We start from the raw sequence: 20,115 nt of genomic DNA, 5'->3' as shown, positions 1-20,115 counted from the left end.
CAAATAAGCTTCAAACACAGCCCCGAGAGAAAGCCTCCGGAAACGGAGACTGCAACCGGTGAGCGCGTGTTCTTTGAGAACTCAACAGCGTGCCGAAACACAGCCAGTAATATATGAATTACCTCCTCGTCGAGGTAGTTCCTTTGAGGCAAGACTAGATTGATGCCAGACATATTCCGTCTGGAGCGATCAAACACAATCCTTATTGGAGAGTTTGATCCTGGCTCAGGACGAACGCTGGCGGCGTGCTTAACACATGCAAGTCGAGCGGTAAGGCCCTTCGGGGTACACGAGCGGCGAACGGGTGAGTAACACGTGGGTAACCTGCCCTGTACTCTGGGATAAGCCTTGGAAACGAGGTCTAATACCGGATACGACCCTTGAAGGCATCTTCGGGGGTGGAAAGTTCCGGCGGTATGGGATGGACCCGCGGCCTATCAGCTTGTTGGTGGGGTAATGGCCTACCAAGGCGACGACGGGTAGCCGGCCTGAGAGGGTGACCGGCCACACTGGGACTGAGACACGGCCCAGACTCCTACGGGAGGCAGCAGTGGGGAATATTGCACAATGGGCGAAAGCCTGATGCAGCGACGCCGCGTGAGGGATGACGGCCTTCGGGTTGTAAACCTCTTTCAGCAGGGACGAAGCGCAAGTGACGGTACCTGCAGAAGAAGCACCGGCTAACTACGTGCCAGCAGCCGCGGTAATACGTAGGGTGCGAGCGTTGTCCGGAATTATTGGGCGTAAAGAGCTCGTAGGCGGTTTGTCGCGTCGGCCGTGAAAACTTGGGGCTTAACTCCAAGCTTGCGGTCGATACGGGCAGACTTGAGTTCGGCAGGGGAGACTGGAATTCCTGGTGTAGCGGTGAAATGCGCAGATATCAGGAGGAACACCGGTGGCGAAGGCGGGTCTCTGGGCCGATACTGACGCTGAGGAGCGAAAGCGTGGGGAGCGAACAGGATTAGATACCCTGGTAGTCCACGCCGTAAACGGTGGGTGCTAGGTGTGGGGGGCTTCCACGCCCTCTGTGCCGCAGCTAACGCATTAAGCACCCCGCCTGGGGAGTACGGCCGCAAGGCTAAAACTCAAAGGAATTGACGGGGGCCCGCACAAGCGGCGGAGCATGTGGATTAATTCGATGCAACGCGAAGAACCTTACCTGGGCTTGACATGCACTGGAAACCAGTAGAGATATTGGCCCCCTTGTGGCCGGTGTACAGGTGGTGCATGGCTGTCGTCAGCTCGTGTCGTGAGATGTTGGGTTAAGTCCCGCAACGAGCGCAACCCTCGTTCCATGTTGCCAGCACGTAATGGTGGGGACTCATGGGAGACTGCCGGGGTCAACTCGGAGGAAGGTGGGGATGACGTCAAGTCATCATGCCCCTTATGTCCAGGGCTTCACACATGCTACAATGGCCGGTACAAAGGGCTGCTAAGCCGTGAGGTGGAGCGAATCCCATAAAGCCGGTCTCAGTTCGGATCGGGGTCTGCAACTCGACCCCGTGAAGTCGGAGTCGCTAGTAATCGCAGATCAGCAACGCTGCGGTGAATACGTTCCCGGGCCTTGTACACACCGCCCGTCACGTCACGAAAGTCGGTAACACCCGAAGCCCGTGGCTCAACCCGCAAGGGGGAGAGCGGTCGAAGGTGGGACTGGCGATTGGGACGAAGTCGTAACAAGGTAGCCGTACCGGAAGGTGCGGCTGGATCACCTCCTTTCTAAGGAGCATCTGCTTCTGTTCTGAGCGAACGTCTCAGCAGAAGCCAGAACCTGCACCAGCCTCGATGCTGGGTAGGGCTCATTAGTGGATGCTGGCTGGCTTGACACACAGTTGTCGCTGAAGTGAGTACTGCGGTTCGCCGCGTGGAAAGGTTCAGAGAGGGCTGAGTGAATAGATCGGTACGCTGTTGGGTCCTGAGAGAACACGCTTAGTGTCTTTCAGTGATCGGGCTCTTGCCGCGGATGAACCACCTGATGATGTTCAGGCCGGCGTCACGCAGTAGTGCGAGGGTTTCTGATTGTTCTTTGAGAACTGCACAGTGGATGCGAGCATCTTTGTAGCAAGTTAGTAAGGGCATACGGTGGATGTCTTGGCACCAGGAGCCGATGAAGGACGTAGGAGACTGCGAAAAGTCTAGGGGAGCTGTCAACCGAGCTGAGATCCTAGAATGTCCGAATGGGGAAACCCGGCCCCAGTCATGTGGGGTCACCCATACCTGAACACATAGGGTATGTGGAGGGAACGCGGGGAAGTGAAACATCTCAGTACCCGCAGGAAGAGAAAACAACCGTGATTCCGTGAGTAGTGGCGAGCGAAAGCGGATGAGGCTAAACCGTACTCGTGTGATACCCGGCAGGGGTTGCGTGTACGGGGTCGTGGGACCTCTTGGTCAGTTCTGCCGAGCTGACAAACAGTCAGAAAACGTGTGGTTAGAGGAACGTGTCTGGAAAGCACGGGCGTAGAGAGTGAAACCCTCGTACTCGAAAACCTAGCGTCTGTTTAGAGTGTTCCCAAGTAGCAGCGTACTCGTGAAATTCGCTGTGAATCTGGCGGGACCACCCGCTAAGCCTAAATACTCCCTGGTGACCGATAGCGGACTAGTACCGTGAGGGAAAGATGAAAAGTACCCCGGGAGGGGAGTGAAATAGTACCTGAAACCGTGTGCCTACAATCCGTCGGAGCCTTTAGGGGTGACGGCGTGCCTTTTGAAGAATGAGCCTGCGAGTTAGTGCTACGTGGCGAGGTTAACCCGTGTGGGGTAGCCGTAGCGAAAGCGAGTCTGAATAGGGCGCTTGAGTCGCGTGGTCTAGACCCGAAGCGGTGTGATCTAGCCATGGCCAGGGTGAAGCGCGGGTAAGACCGCGTGGAGGCCCGAACCCACCAGGGTTGAAAACCTGGGGGATGAGCTGTGGTTAGGGGTGAAAGGCCAATCAAACACCGTGATAGCTGGTTCTCCCCGAAATGCATTTAGGTGCAGCGTCGTGTGTTTCTCACCGGGGGTAGAGCACTGGATGGTCTAGGGGGCCCACAAGCTTACCGAAATCAACCAAACTCCGAATACCGGTGTGTTAGAGCGCGGCAGTGAGACTGCGGGGGATAAGCTTCGTAGTCGAGAGGGAAACAGCCCAGAACGCCAGCTAAGGTCCCTAAGTGTGTGCTAAGTGGGAAAGGATGTGGGGTCGCACAGACAGCCAGGAGGTTGGCTTAGAAGCAGCCACCCTTTAAAGAGTGCGTAATAGCTCACTGGTCAAGTGGTCCTGCGCCGACAATGTAGCGGGGCTTAAGCACACCACCGAAGCTGTGTCATTCCGAGTTTGTCTCGGGATGGGTAGGGGAGCGTCGTGTAGCGGTTGAAGCGGCGGAGTAATCCAGCCGTGGACGCTATGCGAGTGAGAATGCAGGCATGAGTAGCGAAAGACGAGTGAGAAACTCGTCCGCCGGATGACCAAGGGTTCCTGGGCCAGGCTAATCCGCCCAGGGTAAGTCGGGACCTAAGGCGAGGCCGACAGGCGTAGTCGATGGACAACGGGTTGATATTCCCGTACCCGTGTGAACGCGCCCATGATGAACCTTGTGATACTAACCGCCCGAAGCACCTGTCGAAACTCTTCGGAGCTAGATGGAATGTGGAGCGCGGGACCTGAACTTGTAGTAGTCAAGCGATGGGGTGACGCAGGAGGGTAGCTCCGCCAGTGAGTGGTAGTACTGGTGCAAGCGTGTAGGGCGAGTTGTAGGCAAATCCGCAACTCATTAAGCCTGAGACGTGATGCGTAGCCGATTGAGGCGAAGTAGAGTGATCCCATGCTGCCGAGAAAAGCCTCTAGCGAGCTTTCACGCGGCCCGTACCCCAAACCGACACAGGTGGTCAGGTAGAGAATACCAAGGCGATCGGGCGAACTGTGGTTAAGGAACTCGGCAAAATGCCCCCGTAACTTCGGGAGAAGGGGGGCCGTAGCGCTTGAAGCCTCTTGCAGGCTAGGGCGAGACGGCCGCAGAGACCAGCGAGAAGCGACTGTTTACTAAAAACACAGGTCCATGCGAAGTCGCAAGACGATGTATATGGACTGACGCCTGCCCGGTGCTGGAACGTTAAGGGGACCGGTTAGTCACTTCGGTGGCGAAGCTGAGAACTTAAGCGCCAGTAAACGGCGGTGGTAACTATAACCATCCTAAGGTAGCGAAATTCCTTGTCGGGTAAGTTCCGACCTGCACGAATGGCGTAACGACTTCTCGACTGTCTCAACCGCAGGCCCGGCGAAATTGCATTACGAGTAAAGATGCTCGTTACGCGCGGCAGGACGGAAAGACCCCGGGACCTTTACTATAGCTTGGTATTGGTGTTCGATTCGGCTTGTGTAGGATAGGTGGGAGACTGTGAAGCGGCCACGCCAGTGGTTGTGGAGTCATCGTTGAAATACCACTCTGGTCGTATTGGATGTCTAACCTCGGTCCGTGATCCGGATCAGGGACAGTGCCTGGTGGGTAGTTTAACTGGGGCGGTTGCCTCCCAAAGAGTAACGGAGGCGCTCAAAGGTTCCCTCAGCCTGGTTGGCAATCAGGTGTTGAGTGCAAGTGCACAAGGGAGCTTGACTGTGAGACTGACGGGTCGAGCAGGGACGAAAGTCGGAACTAGTGATCCGGCCATGGCTTGTGGAAGCGTGGTCGCTCAACGGATAAAAGGTACCCCGGGGATAACAGGCTGATCTTCCCCAAGAGTCCATATCGACGGGATGGTTTGGCACCTCGATGTCGGCTCGTCGCATCCTGGGGCTGGAGTAGGTCCCAAGGGTTGGGCTGTTCGCCCATTAAAGCGGTACGCGAGCTGGGTTTAGAACGTCGTGAGACAGTTCGGTCCCTATCCGCCGCGCGCGTAGGATACTTGAGGAAGGCTGTCCCTAGTACGAGAGGACCGGGACGGACGGACCGCTGGTGTGCCAGTTGTTCTGCCAAGAGCATTGCTGGTTGGCTACGTTCGGAAGGGATAACCGCTGAAGGCATCTAAGCGGGAAGCTCGTTCCAAGATGAGGTATCCCACTCTTCGTGAGTTAAGGCCCCCAGCTAGACCACTGGGTTGATAGGCCAGAGGTGGAAGACCGGTAACGGTTGGAGCTGACTGGTACTAATAGGCCGAGGACTTGTTACAAAGACGCTACGCATCCACTGTGCGGTTCTGGGAGAACAACCAGAACCGATCGACCCCAAGCAGAGAAGGTTTCTGTTGGTCGGGGTTCAGGTTGATATTTCCATAGTGTTTCGGTGGTTATAGCGTTGGGGAAACACCCGGTCCCATTCCGAACCCGGTAGTTAAGCCCTTCTGCGCCGATGGTACTGCACTGGTTACGGTGTGGGAGAGTAGGTCGCCGCCGAACTTAATTTGCCCTGCGGGTTGAGCGCCACAAGCGCTCCCCGCAGGGCTTTTTTGTGTTCCACGCACCCCCGGTGCGGCCTCGCCGGACTCGTTCGAGGCAGAACGAACGGTGGCCAGTCGAGACGCGCTTGGTTTCCGGCAGGTTTCTGTCCGGTCGGCCTAGTGCGAAATCGGGCTGAACGGGGTGAAGATGTGGACCATGGAACACCGAGCCCGCACCTCAGGACTGCGCCGCAGCCGCACGGTCACCGCGCCGAGGCTCGGTGAGCTGTTCAACGGCTATCTGAATCCCGAACGCCCACACGCCGGCGCCTACGACGAGATGTTCTCCACGGACAACGGGGTGCGCAGTGCCTACCGCGCGCTGTACGAGTCGGTGGCTCCGTCGCAGGTCAACGACCTGAACGCGCGCAGCGAGGCGCTCGGCCGGGCCTTCGTGGACCAAGGCATCACCTTCTCACTCAGCGGCCAGGAGCGGCCGTTCCCGCTCGACCTGATCCCGCGGATCATCACCGCGAGCGAGTGGTCGAAGCTCGAGAAGGGCATCGTCCAGCGGGTGCGGGCGTTGGAGATGTTCCTCGCGGACATCTACGGCGACGCCCAGATCGTCCGGGACGGCGTGCTGCCCAGGCGCCTCATCACGTCGTGCGATCACTTCCACCGGGAAGCAGCCGGCATCAGCCCGCCCAACGGGGTGCGCATCCACGTGGCCGGGGTGGACCTGGTGCGGGACGAGCAGGGAACGTTCCGGGTTCTCGAAGACAATCTGCGCTGTCCTAGTGGCGTTTCTTACGTCATGGAGAACCGGCGAACCATGGCGCGGGTGTTCCCGGATCTGTTCGCACGGCACCGTGTGCGCGCTGTGGGCGATTACGCGGTGCATCTGCTGCGGGCGTTGAGGAACGCCGCCGCGCCCAACGCCGCGGATCCGAACGTCGTGGTGCTCACCCCCGGTCTCGCGAACTCCGCCTACTTCGAGCACTCGCTGCTCGCCCGGCAGATGGGCGTGGAGCTCGTCGAGGGGCGCGACCTGTTCTGCCGCGACAACTTCGTCTACCTGAGGACGACCGAGGGCGAACGGCAGGTCGACGTCATCTACCGGCGCATCGACGACGACTTCCTCGATCCCGTGCACTTCCGGCCCGACTCCGTGCTGGGCATCGCCGGCCTGCTGAACGCGGCGCGGGCGGGCAACGTCGTCGTCGCCAACGCGGTCGGCAACGGGGTGGCCGACGACAAGCTCGTCTACACCTACCTGCCCGAGATCGTGCAGTACTACCTCGGCGAGAAGATGTTGCTGCCCAACGTGGACACGTTCCGGTGCTGGCTGCCGGACGAGCGGGCGCACGTGCTCGACCGGCTCGACGAGCTCGTCGTGAAGCCTGTCGAAGGCTCCGGCGGGTACGGGATCGTGTTCGGGCCGGACGCGACGATGCGCGAGCTGAACTCGTTGCGCAAGCGGATCAAGACCAACCCGCGCGGCTGGATCGCGCAGCCCGTCGTGCAGCTGAGCACCGTGCCGACGAAGATCGGCGACAAGCTCGCGCCGCGGCACGTCGACCTGCGGCCGTTCGCGGTGAACGACGGCAACTTCATCTTCGTGCTGCCCGGCGGGCTGACGCGCGTCGCGTTGCCGGAGGGCAGCCTCGTCGTCAACTCGTCGCAGGGCGGCGGGTCGAAGGACACCTGGGTGCTGGCGGCGAAGTCGTCCACGCAGGAGCGCGAGCTCGCGGAACCGGGCCTCGCGGGACCGTCCGAAATGGAGGCGGCGGCCGCGGAGCAGGGGCCGGAGCTGACCACTTCCCAGCAACAGCAACAACAGCAGCAGCAGTAGGGAGGCGCGAAGTGCTGGCACGCAACGCTGAGTCGCTGTACTGGATCGGCCGGTACGTCGAACGAGCCGACGACACGGCGCGCATCCTCGACGTCTCGGTCCACCAACTGCTGGAGGACGCGACCGTCGATCCCGACGCCACGTCCCGTCAGCTGCTCACGGTCCTGGGCATCACACCGCCCGATGGCGCCGACCAGTTCGACGTGTGGTCGTTGACCGAACTGGTGGCGTACAGCAAGGAGAACCCGAGCTCCATCGTGTCGTCGGTCAACAGCGCGCGCGAGAACACACGTGGCGCTCGTGAGGTCGTGTCGACCGAAATGTGGGAGTGCCTCAACGCGATGTGGAACGCCGTCGCCGAACGGCAGACCTACGCGCGCACGATGGGCCCGCACGCGTTCTTCAGCTTCGTGGAGGAGCGCGCGGCCATGTTCGCCGGGCTCGCGGACTCCACGATGTCCCGCGACGACGGCTGGCGGTTCCTCGTGCTGGGACGTTCTGTCGAACGCGTCGACATGATCGTGCGCCTGCTGCTGGCGCGTGTGGGCGACAAGGCCTCATCGCCTGGTTGGGTCACGGTGCTGCGGTCTGCCGGTGCGCACGACACGTACCTACGGACGTACCGCGGCGCGTTGGACGCGTCGAGAGTGGTGCAGTTCCTGTTGTTGGACAGGCTGTTCCCGCGTTCGGTGTTCCACGCGTTGCGCCAGGCTGAGTCGTGCTTGGAACAGCTGGAGAACCAACCGTCCGTACGCGTCGGTGCGCGCGCGGAGGCACTCAGGTTGCTTGGCAAGGCACGCAGCGAACTCGAGTTCCTGCGGCCGCACGACCTGATCGACGACCTGCCGAAACGCCTCGCCGTGTTGCAGCGGACGGTCCGCGAGGTCGGTGAAGCCGTGTCACAGCAGTACTTCCACGTGGCGCCGTGGGTCGCCTGGACGAACACCGAGGTGGGCTGACCATGAGCTGGCGAGTGCGTGTCGTGCACACGACGGGTTACGTCTACGAGGCGCCTGTCGTGCAGTCCTACAACGAGGCGCGGCTGACCCCGCGCGGTGACCGCAAGCAGAACGTGGTCGTCTCACGCGTGGAGACGACGCCGGCCACCCGTGCGTTCCGATACACGGACTACTGGGGCACGGAGGTCACGTCGTTCGACCTCCACGCACCGCACAAGGAACTTCAGGTCGTGGCGTCCTCGGTGGTGGAGACGAGCTCGGAGATCGAACCGATCACCACGGGCACATGGGCGGACATGCGCGAGGAGAACCTCCTCGACCGCTACACGGAGTTCCTCGAACCCACCCGCTACACGCCCCGAAACCGCGAACTGCTGTCGATCGCGCGCGACCTGAAGAAGGGCAAGACGCCGTCCGAGGCCGTGCTCGCCGCCTCGCAATGGGTGTGGGAGCAGCTCAAGTACCAGCCTGGCTCCACCGGCGTGCACACCTCGGCCGTCGACGCGTGGCACGAACGCAAGGGCGTCTGCCAGGACTTCGCGCACCTGACGTTGGTGCTGCTGCGCGGCATGGGCATCCCGTCGCGCTATGTCTCCGGATACCTGCACACGAAGAAAGACGGCGCACTACGAGAGACGGTGCGCGGCGAGTCACACGCGTGGATCGAAGCGTGGACCGGCGGGTGGTGGGGGTACGACCCCACGAACGCCATGCCGGTCGGACCGAGGCACGTGTGGGTGGCGCTTGGCCGTGACTACGCGGACGTGGCGCCGTTGAAGGGCATCTACTCGGGCGGCGCGGCCACGGCGTTGGAGGTCACGGTCGACATCACGCGCCTGGCGTGAAGCCGTTTTCACCCGAATGAGCCTCTTTGTTGGAGCTCCTGCAATCCCTAGCGTCGGTCGTATGAGCGTGATCACATCGACGGCGTGCAGCAGGGCTCTGGGTGATGAGCTGCGCCGGCTTCGGGAGACCTGCACCGACCTGGGTGGCGTCCACCTGGCCCTGCGGCTGGGCTGGCACCCGAGCAAGGTCACCAACATCGAGAAGGGCAAGGCACGCGCCAGCGAGATCGACCTGGTGCAGTACCTGACGATGTGCGGCAAGGACATCGACTTCTTCGAGGACTTCCGGCGGCGGTACCAGACGGCATTCGACGAGTACATCGTGCAGGTCTCGGACAACCTGCGCACAGTGGTGTTCGCCGAGTCCACGGCCAAGATGATCACCAGCTACACGCCGCTGGGCGTACCTGGGCTCGTACAGACTCCGGAGTACGCCGACGCCCTGTATCGGCTGGGCGGATTCGTGCCCGAGGAGCGAATCGCCGTGCTCGTGGAGCTTCGGGCAGCGCGGCAGACGCTTCTGCGACGACGAAATCGGCCGGACTGCTTGTTCTACGTCCATGAGCTGGCGCTGCGGCAGCAGGTGGGCGACGCGCAGGTTATGGAAGATCAGTACGCGCGGCTGCTGTTCGAGACACACGTCATCCGGATCGTGCCTGCGGACATCGTGGTTCCGTCGTTCGGTTGTGTGTTGTGGGAGTACGAGAAGTCGATGCCGGTGGCCTTCGGTGAGACCGATCTGACGAAGGTGTTCGTACAGGATCCGGCCGCCATCGTGAGGACCCGTCTGCTCTTCGACCGTCTGGCTGAGGTCGCCTTGGATGCAGAACAATCGCGGAGGAAGCTGGCAGAGTACGTCAGCCCACCGCGAGAGGATTTTCATGATGCAGGACCGCACCTGGCGTAAGAGCAGCTACAGCGGGGCCACCGAAGACGGCGAGTGCGTCGAGGTGTCGTTCGCACTCGACGTGCTGGTGCGTGACTCCAAGAACGCCGACGCGGGCACGCTGACGTTCAGCGCACCCGCGTGGCGTGCGTTCGTTCAGCGCCAGCCGTGACGGTCGCGTAGGGCGTCCACGACCTGGCCGAAGGCTGCGGGGGCCAGCACGGCGCCCTCGCGGCGGATGTCGTCGTCCGAGTCGAGGGCGAAGACGCGGTCCAGCCGCAGGTAGGAGGGGCGGCCCTCGCGGTCCCAGGCGCCCGCGCCCAGTTCCAAGTAGTCGTCGCGCGGCTCTTTCGAGGAGAGCATCAACGCGACCAGTTCGCGGCCCATGTGGCCCACGACCAGGAGCGGGCGGTCCTTGCCGCGGTTGGCGTCCTCCTCGTAGGGCACCCAGGCCCAGACGACCTCGCCGGGGTCCGCGTCGCCGTCCATCGAGGGCTCGTAGGCGAGCTTGGCGGCGTCCGCGGCGTCGAAGATCTCACGCACCGCGCCCTTGTCCGGGCGGGGGTCCTCACCGTTCATCTGCACGGACGCACCCTAGTGGTGCAGAGCACGTGACCCTCTATGGGACCATAAGGGGACACCCGTCCGATTTTCTGTTGAGGACTGCCTTGACCACGTTCGCCGACACGACCTTCACGCCGCCGGAGCTCATCCGGAACTTCTGCATCATCGCGCACATCGACCACGGCAAGTCGACGCTGGCCGACCGCATGCTGCAGCTCACCGGCGTGGTCGACGCGCGGGCGATGCGCGCTCAGTACCTCGACCGGATGGACATCGAACGAGAGCGCGGCATCACCATCAAGGCGCAGAACGTGCGTCTGCCGTGGCAGCTCGAAGGGCAGGACCACGTCCTGCACATGATCGACACGCCTGGCCACGTCGACTTCACCTACGAGGTGTCCCGCGCGCTGGAGGCCTGTGAAGGCGCCGTGCTGCTGGTGGACGCCGCGCAGGGCATCGAGGCGCAGACGCTCGCGAACCTGTACCTGGCGATGGAGAACGACCTCACCATCATCCCGGTGCTGAACAAGATCGACCTGCCCGCGGCGGACCCGGACAAGTACGCCAAGGAGATCTCGCACATCGTCGGCTGCGAGCCGGAGGAGGTGCTGCGGGTCTCGGCGAAGACCGGTCTCGGCGTCGAGGCGCTGCTGGACGAGGTCGTGCGGAAGGTTCCGGCCCCGGTCGGCGCCGCCGACTCCCCGGCCCGCGCGATGATCTTCGACTCGGTCTACGACACCTACCGCGGCGTCGTCACCTACATCCGCGTGGTCGACGGCAAGATCACGCCGCGCGAGCGCATCAAGATGATGTCGACGGGCGCGACCCACGAGATCCTCGAGGTCGGCATCGTCTCTCCGGAGCCGAAGCCGTCGCAGGGCCTCGGCGTCGGCGAGGTGGGCTACCTGATCACCGGCGTGAAGGACGTGCGCCAGTCCAAGGTCGGCGACACCGTCACGTCCGAGCGCAAGGGCGCCACCGAGCCGCTGGCCGGCTACCGCGAGCCGCGTCCGATGGTCTACTCGGGCCTCTACCCGGTCGACGGCTCCGACTACCCGGAGCTGCGCGAGGCGTTGGACAAGCTCCAGCTCAACGACGCGGCTCTGACCTACGAGCCGGAGACGTCGGCCGCGCTCGGGTTCGGGTTCCGCTGCGGCTTCCTCGGGTTGCTGCACCTGGAGATCACTCGCGACCGATTGGAACGCGAGTACGGCCTGGACCTGATCTCCACCGCCCCGAACGTCGTCTACCGCGTGGTGATGGAGGACGGCACCGAGCACGTCGTGACGAACCCGTCCGACTGGCCGGAGGGCAAGCGCGCCGAGGTCTACGAGCCCATCACCAAGTGCACGATCATCGCGCCGTCCGACTACATCGGCGCGATCATGGAACTCTGCCAGTCCAAGCGCGGCCAGCTCGGCGGCATGGACTACCTGTCGGAGGACCGGGTCGAGCTGCGCTACACGATGCCGCTCGGCGAGATCATCTTCGACTTCTTCGACTCGCTGAAGTCGCGCACCCGCGGTTACGCCTCGCTCGACTACGAAGAGTCCGGCGAGCAGGACGCGGAGCTCGTCAAGGTCGACATCCTGCTGCAGGGTGAGACGGTCGACGCGTTCAGCGCGATCGTGCACAAGGACTACGCCTACGCGTACGGCACGCGCATGGCGACCCGTCTGCGTGAGCTCATCCCGAGGCAGCAGTTCGAGGTGCCGATCCAGGCCGCGATCGGTGCCCGCGTGATCGCCCGCGAGACGATCCGCGCGATCCGCAAGGACGTGCTGGCCAAGTGCTACGGCGGTGACATCACCCGCAAGCGCAAGCTGCTCGAGAAGCAGAAGGAAGGCAAGAAGCGCATGAAGATGGTCGGCCGGGTCGAGGTGCCGCAGGAGGCCTTCGTCGCCGCGCTGTCCACTGACGAACCGAAGGGCAAGAAGTAGGTTCATCAGTTCGCTTCCAGGGCCGCGTTTTCCGTTGAGTCGGGGACGCGGCCCTTTGGCGTCTTGCGAACGTTTGGGTAACGCATGATGCGTTGCCGAGGGCGATTGCGATTACCCATCCAGCGGAGGTTCGGTCGGGAACGTGAGCCGGGGTGGGTCATATGGCGATCGTCTATCGGGGCATGTGGAGCGAAAGCGACCAAGGCGTGAGAGACCGCCTGCTGAAGTCCCTGGAACATTGGATCGGCTACAAGTCCGGTGGACGGTTGGGACTCGCTGACGGAGTCGTCGACGGTGGTGCGAAACGGGTGAAGGTCGACACCGCCGGGGAAGACAGCGGTACGGCTGATTCCATCTTCCAGCTCTCCTTCACGGAGTCGCACGCCAATGGCGTGAGGTGGACGACGACCGTCCGGCACTGGTCAGGCCCTGCCGTCACGCAGGAGGTGGGGCAGGGCGGTAGCTGGATCTGGGTCGACCTCGACGTCGTCTCCCACGACGTCGAGGTCGACCGGATGAACATCTCCTCCCCTCGCTTCGTGCGGGACCTCCTCGCAGCGAGCCGCACCGCTCGACGGCGTTGCGTACCGCTCGCCGGGTCACCGATCACCTACGAGGGCGAGTCCGGTGCGGAACAACTCGCCGAGATCGTCACCGACCTGGACAGGGACCTGCCGGTGGTGGTGTTCGCCGCGCTACCCGCGGACTACCGGCTGCACCTGGCACCGCCCGGCTTCGCGGCCGAGAGCGTCTACCTGCGGTCCGTGAAGCGGGCGGCGGAGGAGAACGCCGGACTCGCCCAGGTCTGCAGGCTCGATGACGTTGCGACAGCTCATTTCGGCGAGATCCTCGGTGAGGATTACGGCGTCAGGGACGGCGCCTTCCGGATCTACCTCCCCGGAGCTGATCCCGCGCTGAGCGACGGATGGCGACACCGCTACACGGTCGCGGCCAGATACCTGCGGAAGGAGAACGCCGGTCCCCAGATCTTTCGCGCCGTGTCGCCGCGGGCAGGGGTGCGGCGGGCGGCGCAGAGCTATGAGGTCGCCGCCGCTCTGCTGGAGCCGGGCATGTCCGGCGAAGACCGCGAACTGCTGGACCTGGCGATGGCCACGGTGCACGATCTCGAACGTCTCAAGGCGGATCTCGACCAGAGGTACGAGAACCTCGTGGAGGATCAGCAGACGCTCGGCGAGGAGAACATCCTGCTGCGGCAACGGCTCAGCGTCGCGTGGAAGGAGAACGCGCTGCTGCGGAGCGGATCGCTTGCCGCGGTGCCCGCCGTCGAGGAGTTCGACGCCGTCGACCCAGCCGAAATCGACTCGCCGAGTACCGCTGCCCTGCAAGCGCAGGAGATCCTGTCCGAATACCTGAGCCTCCCAGATACCGCATGCGTTGATCTCGACGATCTCGATGCTGCGGTGGAGGCGAAGGCATGGGGACAGACCGCCTGGCGGGCGTTCCTGGCGCTGCACGCGTATGCGGAAGCGCTCCGGAACGTCGAGGGCACGGCTGACTTCTGGAGTTGGTGTTCCCAGTCCGGTCATCCCCACGTGTGGCCCGCGACCTCGAAGAAGCTTGCCATGTCGGAGAGCGAGACGGTGATGAACAACCCGAAGCTGGCGGCGAAGAGGATCTTTCCGGTCGACCGCGAGATGGACCTTTCCGGCCGCACCGAGATGCAGGCGCACATCAAGATCGCCGAAGGTGGCGGCTCGAGCGCTCCTCGGATCTACTTCGCAACGTCGCGTGAACGCGGCAAGGTCTACGTCGGATACTTCGGGCCGCACAAGAACGTGCCGAACGGTCGGGCCTGATCAGGTTCAGCTGTTCGTGCGACTGTCGGCATTCGGGCCGGTTGCCTAACGTCGATGGCCATGACCTCAGTTACGAGCCATGACAACGACGTCCGCAGGTTCCGGAAGTGGGACGCCAACAACGACGGGGTCATCGACCGCTCCGACTACGAGGCGGAAGCACGGCGGATCGTCCACGCGTTCGGGGAGAGCCTGAGCAGCGGACGCGGCCGTGCCGTGATGGAGGCTTTGATCGCCCTCCACAGCCGCCAGGCGGAAGCCGCAGGCGTCGGTCCTTCTGGTGCGATGAACCAGGAGCAGTACCTGGCGGCGAACCAGGAGCTGATGTTCGGCCGGGGTGACCAGGGGTTCGACGACCTGCTGCGCCCGGCCATCGCCGCGATCGCCGACCTGTGCGACACCGACCGCGATGGGCTGGTGAGCAAGGTGGAGTTGCGCCGGTGGCTCGGGAACGCGGTGGGGTTGAGCGACGCCGACTCCGACGCGGCGTTCGACCGCATCGACCTGGACGGCGACGGCGCGCTCACGGTGGACGAACTCGTCATCGCGGTGCGCGAGTTCCACTACGGGCGGTTGGACATCGCGTTGCTGGGCTGAACGTCCATCGGAATTCCTCGGATGCCAATTCGCGTGGAAAGAGTTCTGTAACAAGGCACCTGCGCTTTTCGACGTCAGGACATTCGGCTTGACGTGAGAGGCGCGGGTTCAGTGATCAGCAAACGAGTGGTCGCCGGTGCGGGAGTGGCGGCCGCGGTTGTCGGTTTCCTGGCGAGCTTGGTGACCGTTGTGGGTTTTTTCGGATTCGACGGCTGGACTGGTTCAGCGCCGACCGAGGAACCGGCGGCAGTCACCCTGCCGACGGACCAGGGCGGGATCACCTCGGTCGCGGCGCCTGTCACCACACCGCCCGTCGTGCCCGCGTCGGAGACCGTGTTGACCAGCGCTGCGGCGCTGGTGCCGACACCCCAGACGAAACCCAGACCTCCTGCGGTGAACGCCGGCGCTCCGCAACCTGCCGTGCCGCAGAGCTTTCACGGAAAGTGGTTCGGGCAGGTCTACCAGGGCAGTTCTGATCCGTACCCGGTCGAGGTCGTGATTGCGGGCGGGGCCAGCGGTGCCACCATTGCCTCCGTGGATTACCCGAACCTGCGTTGTGGCGGCAGGTGGGAACTGGCGGCTGCCTGGGACAACAAGATCAGTGCGGTCGAGCGCATCGAATATCAGGGAACCTGCGTGGATTCGGTCAGAATCGATCTGGTCATGCAGCCGGACGGCCAGGCCTTCTACTCGTTCAAGGGCCACGGCGATGGAGCAGGCGTGCTCAGGCGACTGCGATGAGCGCGACGACTCGTTCCTCGTCGCGTCCGTAAGGCGTGCCGACGTACTTCTGGGCGATGGCGTCCACGATCTCCCACGCCGCGTCGCCGGTGATCCACTCCACGACCCGGCCGCGCAGGGTCACGGGCTGGAACGGGTTGTCCGGCGGCGTCAGGGAGATCGCCACGCGCGGGTCTCGGCGCAGGTTGCGGGCCTTCTGCGAGGCAGGGCCCGTGAGGATCGCGATGTGATCGCCGTGCGTGCCTATCCACAACGGCACGGAGTGTGGTGCGCCGTCGGGCAGAAGTGTGGCGAGGTGGGCGATCGGGGTGCCGTCGAGCAGCGCGCGGAGGTCGGCGTTCATCGCTGCACCTCGTAACGCAGGTGCGTCACGCCCGGCGCCGGCACGGCCTCGATCAGGTTCAGGCGCACGTGGCCGGGGAGTTCCTGGAAGAACGGGCGGCCGCCGCCGAGCAGCACGGGGACCTGGTGCAGCACGATCTCGTCCACCAGGCCCGCGCGCAACGCCGACGTCAGCACGCCGCCGCCCATGAGGCCCACGTCGCGGCCGTCGGCCAGGTCGCGGGCGGCGGAGATCGCGGACTCGATGGTGGTGGCCGGGGTCTGCTGTGCGGACAGCGTCGGCACAGCAGAGTGGCTCAGCACCACGACTCGGGCGTTCGGGACGGGGCTGCCGCCGCCGAACCGTTCGGAGTCCTCGTAGGTCTTGCGGCCCGCGACCATCGCGCCGACGCGGGCGGCCAGCGAGTCGAACAGCGGGGCGCTGGCCTCGCTCAGTTTGAAGCCGTCGAAGACGGTGCTCGGGACGGTGCCGTCGAAGTACCAGTCGAAGAGCATCCCGCCGTCGCCCAGGCCGTGCCCCGGACGCGCGTCGCGGCCCGTGATGTAGCCGTCCACCGACACCGCGTGGGCACCGATCACCTTGCTCATCGCCACTCCCATCTGGGTTCCTTTAAGAGACTCCATGACCGTAGCAGCCACAGTTCCTTAAGGGAACCCTGAACTGATAACCTCGGGACCATGCAGCGGACCAGTTTCAGCGGGATGGCGTGTTCGATCGCGCGCACGCTCGACGTCGTGGGGGAGCCCTGGACGCCGTTGATCCTGCGCGACGTGTGGGTCGGCATGACCCGGTTCGAGCAGCTCCAGGCCGACCTCGGGATCTCCCGCAAGGTGCTGACCGAACGGCTGAACCACCTGGTGGAGCAAGGAGTTCTGGAGCGCAGGCCGTATGACCAGCGGCCGCGCTACGAGTACGTGCTGACGGCCAAGGGCACCGAGTTGATCGACCTGCTCATGGTCATGAAGGGCTGGGGCGACCGCCACCTCGCGCCGGAGGGACCGCCTGTGCTCTACCGGCACCACGCGTGCGGCGAGATCGCGGACGTCGTGCTGCACTGCGACCACTGCGGTGAGCCGATGCGGGCGGGGGACGTGGATCTGCTGCCTGGCCCCGGCGTTGCCAAGACGGCAACGTAGTTTGCCGTAACGGCACGAACGGGCGCATCGTCGACACCATGACGACTGCGCAGGAGTTCTGGGAGACCTTCTACTCGGAGCGGGACCAGGTCTGGTCCGGCAACCCCAACCCGTTGCTGGTGCGCGAGGCCGAGCGGCTCACGCCCGGCAGCGCGCTCGACGTCGGGTGTGCGGAGGGTGGCGACGCCGTGTGGCTCGCGAAGCGCGGCTGGCGGGTGCTGGGCGTCGACGTGTCGCAGGTTGCGCTGGACCGGGCGATCCAGCACGCCTACGACGCCGGCGTCGAGATCTCGGTGGAGCAGCACGATCTCAAGGCCACGTTCCCCGAAGGGCTCTACGACCTGGTCAGCGCGCAGTTCCTGCACTCGCCCGTCGAGGAGGACGGCGAACGCAACAGCATCCTCAAGCGCGCGTCCGATGCCGTCGCGCCGGGCGGGCACCTCGTCATCGGCGGGCACGCGGCCGCACCGTCGTGGTCGCCGCATCAGGACTACTACTTCCCGACCACCAAGGACGTGCTCGACCACCTGCGGCTCAAGGACAACTGGATCATCGTCACCGACGAGGTGGTGGAACGGCCGCTGGTCGGGCCGGAGGGCCAGCAGGAGACGCGCAAGGACAACGTCCTCACCCTCAAGCGACTCTTCTGAAAACGCGAAGGCCACCCTCGGCATCGTTGCCGGGGTGGCCCAAGGATTTTGTACGTCAGGCGGAACGCAGGAGGCGGTCCATGGCCTGGCGGTTGATGATCGAACGGAGCTCGCCGGTCTCCTCCGCGGAGTGCCGCGAGAGGATGGCGTCCAGTTCGAGTCGGTCGCTCTCCGTGGTGTAGCTGGCCAACTGCCGTTCCAGGCTCTGCCGCTTCACCCGAGCCGCGCGGCGCGTGGCAAGGGTCGAACGCAGGGACTTCACGGACAGGTCGTGGCGGGTCATCGGATCCTTCCAATCTTGGTTACGATCCGATAATACACCCTGATAGAAGCACCTGTACCGATGAAGAAGGCGAGTTAGCTCACGTACTCGGCGAGCAACCCCAGGGCTCGTGCGTACTTGGCCTTCAGGCGCTCCTGCGTGGCGTCGTCGAGACGGGCCATCCGGGCGGGGGAGAGGTTGTCGCCGATGTCCGCGCGCTTCACGGAGAGTGCCAACGGGTTCGCGGCGACGCGGCGCAGGTAGTCCTCCTGCGGCTCCTCCGGCAGGTGCGACAACGCGACCACGGCGTCGACGACGACCTCGGGACAGCCGCGCGAAGCAAGATCTTCAGCCGTCACCCACGTGTCCTCGATGACGTCGTGCAGCACGGCGGTCATCTGCTCGTGCTCCCCGGTCACGGATGCCATGACCCGCAACGGATGTCCGATGTACGGCCGGCCCGACTTGTCGACCTGCCCGTCGTGCGCGGAAGTGGCCAGTGCGATGGCGTCTTCGAGGGTGAACACGCGCATCAAGCTAAACCAGGTCTTGACCAAGTGCAGTGGTCTAGTCCATTTTTAGTCCACTCACAACATGGCCGCCGCATGATGTGTGGAGGTGGACCATGTCCAAGGCCAGACGAGCAGCCATAGCGCTGCTGTCCGCGCTGTTCGCGTGTGCGGGTCTGGTGCTGGTGATCAACGGCAACGCCGCCGCCGCGAACCTCGCGGCCAACAGCGGCTTCGAGGCCGGCAACCTGAGCGGCTGGACCTGCACCGAAGGCACGAGCGTCAGCAACAGCACCAAGCGCACCGGCCAGTACGCCCTGCAGGGCGCGCCCGTCGGCCAGAGCAACGCGCGGTGCCAGCAAACCGTTTCGGTGCAACCGAACACGGCCTACAAGCTGACCGCGTGGGTCCAGGGCAGCTACGTCTACCTCGGCGTCACCGGCGGCGTGGAGAAGAACACCTGGACGCCCGGTTCCAGCGGCTTCTCCCAGCTGACCGTCGACTTCACCACCGGCAGCGCCACCAGCGTCACGATCTACCTGCACGGCTGGTACGGCCAGCCCGCCTACTACGCCGACGACGTCAACCTCGACGGCCCCGGCACGCCGCCCACGACGACGAGCACCACGACGTCCACCACCACCACTACGACGACCACGACCACCACCACGACGGGCAACCCGCCGAACACCGGTCTGCCGAAGCACGTCCTGACGGGCTACTGGCAGAACTTCTACAACGGTGCGCGCGCTCTCAAGCTCGCCGACGTCCCCACCACCTACGACATCATCGCGGTCTCGTTCGCCGACGCCACGGCGGTGCAGGGCCAGGTCGCGTTCAACCTCGACCCCGGCCTGAGCAGCCAGCTCGGCGGCTACACCGACGCGCAGTTCCGCGCCGACATCCGGACGGTCCAGAACCGCGGCCAGAAGGTGATCATCTCCGTCGGCGGTGAGAAGGGCACGATCAGCGTCGGCAACGGCACGGCGGCGACGAACTTCTCCAACAGCGTCAAGGGCCTCATCTCGTCCTACGGCTTCGACGGCGTCGACATCGACCTGGAGAACGGCGTCAACGCCCAGTACATGGGTCAGGCGCTGCGCGACATCCACGCCGGCGGCGGCAAGGTCATCACGATGGCGCCGCAGACGATCGACATGCAGAACGTCAACGCCGAGTACTTCAAGCTGGCGCTGGCGACCAAGGACATCCTGACGATCGTCAACATGCAGTACTACAACTCCGGCACGATGCTCGGCTGCGACCAGCAGGTCTACGGCCAGGGCACGGTCAACTTCCTGACCGCGCTCGCGTGCATCCAGCTCCAGAGCGGTCTCCGGGCCGACCAGGTGGGCCTCGGCCTGCCCGCGTCGCCGTCCGGTGCCGGTGGTGGCTACCAGTCGCCGTCCAACGTCAACAACGCGCTCAGCTGCCTCGCCCGCGGCACCAACTGCGGAACGTTCAAGCCGAGCACGACCTGGCCGTCGATCCGCGGCGCCATGACGTGGTCGATCAACTGGGACGCTTCGAACAACTGGCAGTTCGCCAACACGGTCGCCCCTCATCTGGACTCCCTGCCCTAGATGATGGAACCGGTCGGCGCCACGTCCACTGTGGACGTGGCGCCGACGCGCGGAGTCGTTGCGTCATCAAGAACACAGG

General features: G+C 64.0%; 17 protein-coding genes and 3 rRNA genes. 15 read left to right on the top strand and 5 right to left on the bottom strand.

Annotated features, from left to right (window positions below):
• Positions 1 to 202 precede the first annotated feature (202 nt).
• From JNUCC0626_RS24275 to JNUCC0626_RS24240, 8 genes are all read left to right on the top strand, one after another.
• Positions 203 to 1,719: ribosomal RNA gene (locus JNUCC0626_RS24275) — 16S ribosomal RNA — on the top strand.
• Between the two features lie 340 nt (positions 1,720 to 2,059).
• Positions 2,060 to 5,145, top strand: a 23S ribosomal RNA gene (locus JNUCC0626_RS24270).
• Positions 5,146 to 5,254: 109 nt separating this feature from the next.
• Positions 5,255 to 5,371: ribosomal RNA gene (gene rrf / locus JNUCC0626_RS24265) — 5S ribosomal RNA — on the top strand.
• Together the 16S, 23S and 5S rRNA genes form the textbook arrangement of a ribosomal RNA operon.
• A 198-nt stretch (positions 5,372 to 5,569) precedes the next feature.
• Entirely contained in the window at positions 5,570 to 7,204 is a 1,635-nt protein-coding gene (locus JNUCC0626_RS24260) for a circularly permuted type 2 ATP-grasp protein (protein ID WP_394613067.1), read from the top strand.
• Between the two features lie 11 nt (positions 7,205 to 7,215).
• Complete coding sequence (locus JNUCC0626_RS24255; RefSeq protein WP_394613066.1) at positions 7,216 to 8,163, top strand: alpha-E domain-containing protein; 948 nt, start codon at positions 7,216 to 7,218, stop codon at positions 8,161 to 8,163.
• 2 nt (positions 8,164 to 8,165) lie between these two features.
• Entirely contained in the window at positions 8,166 to 9,008 is an 843-nt protein-coding gene (locus tag JNUCC0626_RS24250) for a transglutaminase family protein (protein ID WP_394613065.1), read from the top strand.
• A gap of 61 nt (positions 9,009 to 9,069) precedes the next feature.
• A complete protein-coding gene (locus tag JNUCC0626_RS24245; protein ID WP_394613064.1) occupies positions 9,070 to 9,915 on the top strand; it encodes a helix-turn-helix domain-containing protein in 846 nt (281 codons plus the stop codon).
• Entirely contained in the window at positions 9,890 to 10,066 is a 177-nt protein-coding gene (locus JNUCC0626_RS24240; RefSeq protein ID WP_394613063.1) for a DUF397 domain-containing protein, read from the top strand. Before JNUCC0626_RS24245 ends, JNUCC0626_RS24240 begins: the two co-directional genes overlap by 26 nt.
• On the opposite strand, the gene JNUCC0626_RS24235 is transcribed toward JNUCC0626_RS24240, so the two are convergent.
• Positions 10,051 to 10,473 (bottom strand): type II toxin-antitoxin system PemK/MazF family toxin, encoded by a 423-nt coding sequence (locus tag JNUCC0626_RS24235; RefSeq protein ID WP_382439812.1) that lies wholly within the window; start codon positions 10,471 to 10,473, stop codon positions 10,051 to 10,053. The two genes, JNUCC0626_RS24240 and JNUCC0626_RS24235, sit on opposite strands and share 16 nt — an antisense overlap.
• A gap of 89 nt (positions 10,474 to 10,562) precedes the next feature.
• On the opposite strand from JNUCC0626_RS24235, the gene lepA reads away from it, so the two are divergent.
• From lepA to JNUCC0626_RS24215, 4 genes are all read left to right on the top strand, one after another.
• Complete coding sequence (lepA, locus tag JNUCC0626_RS24230) at positions 10,563 to 12,398, top strand: translation elongation factor 4 (protein WP_394613062.1); 1,836 nt, start codon at positions 10,563 to 10,565, stop codon at positions 12,396 to 12,398.
• A gap of 161 nt (positions 12,399 to 12,559) precedes the next feature.
• Positions 12,560 to 14,215, top strand: a complete 1,656-nt coding sequence (locus JNUCC0626_RS24225) for a hypothetical protein (RefSeq protein WP_394613061.1) — start codon at positions 12,560 to 12,562, stop codon at positions 14,213 to 14,215.
• 60 nt (positions 14,216 to 14,275) lie between these two features.
• Positions 14,276 to 14,812 (top strand): EF-hand domain-containing protein, encoded by a 537-nt coding sequence (locus tag JNUCC0626_RS24220; protein WP_394613060.1) that lies wholly within the window; start codon positions 14,276 to 14,278, stop codon positions 14,810 to 14,812.
• A 111-nt stretch (positions 14,813 to 14,923) separates the two neighbouring features.
• Positions 14,924 to 15,553 carry a hypothetical protein gene (locus JNUCC0626_RS24215; RefSeq protein ID WP_394613059.1) on the top strand — a complete coding sequence of 210 codons (630 nt, stop codon included), beginning with the start codon at positions 14,924 to 14,926 and terminating at the stop codon, positions 15,551 to 15,553.
• On the opposite strand, the gene JNUCC0626_RS24210 is transcribed toward JNUCC0626_RS24215, so the two are convergent.
• Together JNUCC0626_RS24210 and JNUCC0626_RS24205 are read right to left on the bottom strand one after the other, a co-directional pair.
• Complete coding sequence (locus tag JNUCC0626_RS24210) at positions 15,537 to 15,896, bottom strand: PPOX class F420-dependent oxidoreductase (RefSeq protein ID WP_394613058.1); 360 nt, start codon at positions 15,894 to 15,896, stop codon at positions 15,537 to 15,539. The genes JNUCC0626_RS24215 and JNUCC0626_RS24210 overlap by 17 nt on opposite strands.
• Entirely contained in the window at positions 15,893 to 16,483 is a 591-nt protein-coding gene (locus tag JNUCC0626_RS24205; RefSeq protein WP_394613057.1) for a dihydrofolate reductase family protein, read from the bottom strand. The genes JNUCC0626_RS24210 and JNUCC0626_RS24205 overlap by 4 nt, the downstream gene beginning before the upstream one ends.
• Positions 16,484 to 16,573: 90 nt before the next feature.
• On the opposite strand from JNUCC0626_RS24205, the gene JNUCC0626_RS24200 reads away from it, so the two are divergent.
• Together JNUCC0626_RS24200 and JNUCC0626_RS24195 are read left to right on the top strand one after the other, a co-directional pair.
• Complete coding sequence (locus JNUCC0626_RS24200; RefSeq protein WP_394613056.1) at positions 16,574 to 17,032, top strand: winged helix-turn-helix transcriptional regulator; 459 nt, start codon at positions 16,574 to 16,576, stop codon at positions 17,030 to 17,032.
• 38 nt (positions 17,033 to 17,070) lie between these two features.
• Entirely contained in the window at positions 17,071 to 17,682 is a 612-nt protein-coding gene (locus JNUCC0626_RS24195) for a class I SAM-dependent methyltransferase (protein ID WP_394613055.1), read from the top strand.
• 55 nt (positions 17,683 to 17,737) lie between these two features.
• Here the strand turns inward: JNUCC0626_RS24195 and JNUCC0626_RS24190 are convergent, their stop codons facing one another.
• Both JNUCC0626_RS24190 and JNUCC0626_RS24185 read right to left on the bottom strand, forming a co-directional pair.
• A complete protein-coding gene (locus tag JNUCC0626_RS24190) occupies positions 17,738 to 17,965 on the bottom strand; it encodes a hypothetical protein (protein ID WP_382439506.1) in 228 nt (75 codons plus the stop codon).
• Positions 17,966 to 18,039: 74 nt separating this feature from the next.
• Positions 18,040 to 18,471 (bottom strand): phosphohydrolase, encoded by a 432-nt coding sequence (locus tag JNUCC0626_RS24185; protein ID WP_394613054.1) that lies wholly within the window; start codon positions 18,469 to 18,471, stop codon positions 18,040 to 18,042.
• A gap of 98 nt (positions 18,472 to 18,569) precedes the next feature.
• Between JNUCC0626_RS24185 and JNUCC0626_RS24180 the strand changes: the two genes are divergently transcribed.
• Positions 18,570 to 20,036: a chitinase gene (locus JNUCC0626_RS24180; protein WP_394613053.1), complete on the top strand. Its 1,467-nt coding sequence runs from the start codon at positions 18,570 to 18,572 to the stop codon at positions 20,034 to 20,036.
• Positions 20,037 to 20,115: the final 79 nt, after the last annotated feature.

The organism is Lentzea sp. JNUCC 0626 (assembly GCF_043632865.1).
Classification (GTDB): domain Bacteria; phylum Actinomycetota; class Actinomycetes; order Mycobacteriales; family Pseudonocardiaceae; genus Lentzea.
This window is presented reverse-complemented; position numbering and strand designations above follow the sequence as displayed.